The organism is Neorhizobium petrolearium (assembly GCF_017873175.1).
Taxonomy (GTDB): Bacteria; Pseudomonadota; Alphaproteobacteria; order Rhizobiales; family Rhizobiaceae; genus Neorhizobium; species Neorhizobium petrolearium.
The window spans coordinates 1-2500 of record NZ_JAGGJW010000043.1 but is presented as its reverse complement, the minus strand read 5'-3'; the positions used below and the strand labels follow the sequence as shown (position 1 = coordinate 2500).

1 tRNA gene and 2 rRNA genes (1 of these 3 cut by a window edge) are annotated in these 2500 nt (G+C 55.2%); all 3 read left to right on the top strand.

What is annotated here, in order from left to right:
• A 23S ribosomal RNA gene (locus tag J2046_RS33420) occupies positions 1–1775 on the top strand (it extends 1103 nt beyond the left edge of the window).
• A gap of 274 nt (positions 1776–2049) precedes the next feature.
• Positions 2050–2164, top strand: a 5S ribosomal RNA gene (rrf, locus tag J2046_RS33415).
• A gap of 259 nt (positions 2165–2423) precedes the next feature.
• Positions 2424–2500: transfer RNA gene (locus tag J2046_RS33410), tRNA-Met, on the top strand.

Here is a 2500-nt window from a genome sequence, read left to right as displayed (position 1 = left end):
TGACCTCCAGCTAAGGTCCCCAAGTCATGGCTAAGTGGGAAAGGATGTGAGGATCCCAAAACAACCAGGATGTTGGCTTAGAAGCAGCCATCATTTAAAGAAAGCGTAACAGCTCACTGGTCTAATCAAGGGTCTTTGCGCCGAAAATGTAACGGGGCTAAAGCCATGCACCGAAGCTGAGGATTTGCCGCAAGGCAAGTGGTAGCGGAGCGTTCCGTAAGTCTGTGAAGGCGGACCCGTGAGGGCTGCTGGAGATATCGGAAGTGCGAATGTTGACATGAGTAACGATAAAGAGGGTGAGAGACCCTCTCGCCGAAAGACCAAGGGTTCCTGCTTAAAGTTAATCTGAGCAGGGTTAGCCGGCCCCTAAGACGAGGCAGACATGCGTAGTCGATGGGAACCACGTTAATATTCGTGGGCCTGGTGGTAGTGACGGATCGCGAAAGTTGTTCACTCTTATTGGATTGAGTGGGCAGCGGGGCGGTTCCAGGAAACAGCTCCACCTTATAGACCGTACCCGAAACCGACACAGGTGGTCAGGTAGAGCATACCAAGGCGCTTGAGAGAACGATGTTGAAGGAACTCGGCAAATTGCACGCGTAACTTCGGAAGAAGCGTGACCCCAGATTGGGCAACCATTTTGGGGTGGCACAGACCAGGGGGTAGCGACTGTTTATCAAAAACACAGGGCTCTGCGAAGTCGAAAGACGACGTATAGGGTCTGACGCCTGCCCGGTGCTGGAAGGTTAAGAGGAGGGGTGCAAGCTCTGAATCGAAGCCCCAGTAAACGGCGGCCGTAACTATAACGGTCCTAAGGTAGCGAAATTCCTTGTCGGGTAAGTTCCGACCTGCACGAATGGCGTAACGACTTCCCCGCTGTCTCCAACATCGACTCAGTGAAATTGAATTCCCCGTGAAGATGCGGGGTTCCTGCGGTTAGACGGAAAGACCCCGTGCACCTTTACTATAGCTTTACACTGGCATTCGTGTCGGCATGTGTAGGATAGGTGGTAGGCTTTGAAGCGGGGACGCCAGTCTTCGTGGAGCCATCCTTGAAATACCACCCTTATCGTCATGGATGTCTAACCGCGGCCCGTCATCCGGGTCCGGGACAGTGTATGGTGGGTAGTTTGACTGGGGCGGTCGCCTCCGAAAGAGTAACGGAGGCGCGCGATGGTGGGCTCAGAGCGGTCGGAAATCGCTCGTCGAGTGCAATGGCATAAGCCCGCCTGACTGCGAGACTGACAAGTCGAGCAGAGACGAAAGTCGGTCATAGTGATCCGGTGGTCCCGCGTGGAAGGGCCATCGCTCAACGGATAAAAGGTACGCCGGGGATAACAGGCTGATGACCCCCAAGAGTCCATATCGACGGGGTTGTTTGGCACCTCGATGTCGGCTCATCGCATCCTGGGGCTGGAGCAGGTCCCAAGGGTTTGGCTGTTCGCCAATTAAAGCGGTACGTGAGCTGGGTTCAGAACGTCGTGAGACAGTTCGGTCCCTATCTGCCGTGGGTGTAGGAATATTGACAGGATCTGTCCCTAGTACGAGAGGACCGGGATGGACATATCTCTGGTGGACCTGTTGTCCTGCCAAGGGCATAGCAGGGTAGCTATATATGGACGGGATAACCGCTGAAGGCATCTAAGCGGGAAACCCCCCTGAAAACGAGTATTCCCTATCAGGGCCGTGGAAGACGACCACGTTGATAGGAGGCGTGTGGACGTGCAGCAATGCATGAAGCTTAGCCTTACTAATCGCCCGATCGGCTTGATCGTTCTCATTGTTCATGCTCATCAAGCGGAGCTTGATGATGCTTTTGTTCAGCGCTCACGCGCGTACGCCCTTCGGGCTGCGCTCCGCGGGGGCGCCGGACGACCGGCGACGGACTAGCGTTCTGTATGGGTGCCATACGCACCGCAGTACGAAATCCGTCCCAATCGACGTGTTCATAAAAACCAATCACTACCGACAGTTCACCAATCACTGTCGCAGTGAACCAGCTTCTCAACAATCTCCGGCCTCAACGGCCGGAACATTGCCCTTAGCCGACCTGGTGGTCATGGCGGGGTGGCTGCACCCGTTCCCATTCCGAACACGGCCGTGAAACACCCCTGCGCCAATGGTACTTCGTCTCAAGACGCGGGAGAGTAGGTCGCTGCCAGGTCTGCTAAAGGCAATGCCGCTGAAAAAACAAAGCAAACAATCTTCTCATCACGAAAACAAACGGCCCATGCCGATCCCAAGGGCCGCTCCAAAGCGGCCTTTTTGCTTTGCAGAACCGATCGAATGCGAGGGAAACCCAAGGCTCTGGTCGGTGCCTCCCTCACATGAAACAACTTGGCAAAGCCAAGTTGCTCAGGCAGAAGATGAAAGCGCGTCGCGCTTACATAACCGCGATAAATCCCAAAGGGATTTACGCTTGGCGCGGGGTGGAGCAGCCCGGTAGCTCGTCAGGCTCATAACCTGAAGGCCGCAGGTTCAAATCCTGCCCCCGCAACCA